The 1,926-nt window shown below is 47.5% G+C and carries 2 protein-coding genes and 1 pseudogene; all 3 read left to right on the top strand.

Features of this window, described 5'->3' with window-relative positions; translation table 11 throughout:
- Positions 1 to 424: TRAP transporter large permease subunit (locus DWX59_RS28320; protein WP_117563477.1), on the top strand; the 424-nt coding region annotated here is incomplete at its 5' end.
- Between the two features lie 149 nt (positions 425 to 573).
- Entirely contained in the window at positions 574 to 1,281 is a 708-nt protein-coding gene (locus tag DWX59_RS28325; protein WP_165643248.1) for a GntR family transcriptional regulator, read from the top strand.
- A 427-nt stretch (positions 1,282 to 1,708) separates the two neighbouring features.
- A pseudogene (locus DWX59_RS28330) lies at positions 1,709 to 1,926 on the top strand (ABC transporter substrate-binding protein); the annotation flags it as partial.

Below are 1,926 nucleotides of genomic sequence, written 5' to 3' on the forward strand. Positions count from 1 at the left end.
GTTTGCATACATCATGACCAAGGAGCACATCCCCAAGATGATTGCAGATACCATGTTAAGCCTGACCGACAACAAATACGTCCTTCTCCTGCTCATAAACATCTTCCTGATTTTTGTGGGCATGTTCATGGAGACCATTGCAGCCATCCTGATCCTGTTCCCAGTGCTTTTGCAGCTGGCCACCTCCGTAGGTGTGGATTCCATCCAGTTTGGCGTCATGGTTGTAATGAACCTGGTCCTTGGCCTCTGTACCCCGCCCGTGGGCGTCTGCCTGTTTGCCGCCACCAACATTGCAGGCAACAAGCTGTCAGACAATGTAAAGGCACTGCTGCCTTTCCTCCTTGCCAACTTTGCGGTCCTTGGGCTTGTAACCTATGTGCCGTTCATCACCGCAGGCATTGCTAACCTGATATTGGGCGCTTAACAGGACTTCTGTTTTTAATCCCCATGGCTTTAAATATGATAAGGACCTGGAAATTCCCGGATTTCCAGGTCTCTTTTATTCCCCGTCTTGGCAAACCACGTTTTTTCTGGTATAAAACTATTAAAACAAGTAAAGGAGGAGCATCTTTCATGTCTCTCACAATTGTAAACAAACGCTGTCCGGAGGAAACCAACAGCGACTATGCATACAGGCTGATACGGAGGAATATCATGAACCTGTACCTGAAGCCGGGGGCAGTGTTAAATGAAGCCGAACTCAGCGACCAGCTGGGAATGAGCCGTACGCCCATACGGGAGGCCCTGATTCTTTTAAAAAATGAGGGCCTTGTGGATATCATGCCCCAGCGTGGCAGCAGGGTAAGCCATATCAGCCTCAGCCTTGTACGCGAAGGATATTTCATGCGCCGTATCCTGGAAACAGCCATCATCCGGGAAATTGCCGGCGCCCTTTCCTCAGAGCAGACCGCGGCGCTCAAGGCCAACCTGGAACTGCAGCGCCAGGAGCTGGCCCGGTATGTGGATAAACTAAGCGATGACTTTTTTGACCTGGATGACGACATGCACCGTATGCTTTATGAGTTCAGCAACCGCAACCACATATGGTCCGCGCTCCACGGGGTCAATTCCCACTATGACAGGGTGCGTTACCTGGATACCGTTGTCAACGATGTGGACCAGTCCGCCATCCTGGAAAACCACAGCACGCTTTACTGCTATCTGCTCATGGGAATTCCCGGGGATGTGGATATCGCCAAGTTCTGCAATGACCATCTGGGCCGGTTCCTGCTGGATTTCCAGAATACAATCACATCCTATCCGGATTATTTTGTGGATTGATGATAGACATGTTTTTAACAAATATATTAGTTATGGCATTTTATCCCCCTCACACACCGCCGCCAGAAGAAGCGCTGAATCTATGTGCACTTTTCCGGCGGTTTCTTTATGCCATCTTTATACTGTCTTTATATTATATTTATATCTGTTTTTCCATCCGTTAAAATATGTACACTTTTTTACGTTTTTTTACTTTTTCTTTGTAAGATATTTACTTTTTCCCCTATTTTTTACCATATTTTTTTAGTTTTTGTTAAATATACACAAATAATCCTTTCCAAAACTGTCATTTTGTAGATAGTAATATATTCCCACATATGGCAATATATTAGTGAGGTTGTAAAATACATACCAAGGTATGTTTTGACCAGAGCCGGCCGGCTCTGTCAAGGTATGCCAATCCTACAAAAGGAAGGGAGAAGAATTTATGAAACTGAACAAAAAACCTTTTGCACTGCTGCTGACCGCAGCAATGGCCCTGTCCCTTGCAGGTTGTGGCGGCGGTTCCACTGCTACTACTGCTGCGCCTGCCGCCGCTCCTGCAGGTGATGCCGCTGCCGGCACCGCTGCGCCAGCTGCTGCCGACGATGGACAGACCTATGTAATCAACATCGGACACATCAATGATGAGCGCGATTCCTGGCA

The sequence above is a fragment of the Enterocloster aldenensis genome, from assembly GCF_003434055.1.
In the GTDB taxonomy this organism is placed as follows: domain Bacteria; phylum Bacillota; class Clostridia; order Lachnospirales; family Lachnospiraceae; genus Enterocloster; species Enterocloster aldenensis.

Excerpts from the sequence above, each read along its gene's own strand:
- DWX59_RS28325 (WP_165643248.1), top strand. The coding sequence starts at position 574 with ATGTCTCTCACAATTGTAAACAAACGCTGTCCGGAGGAAACCAACAGC.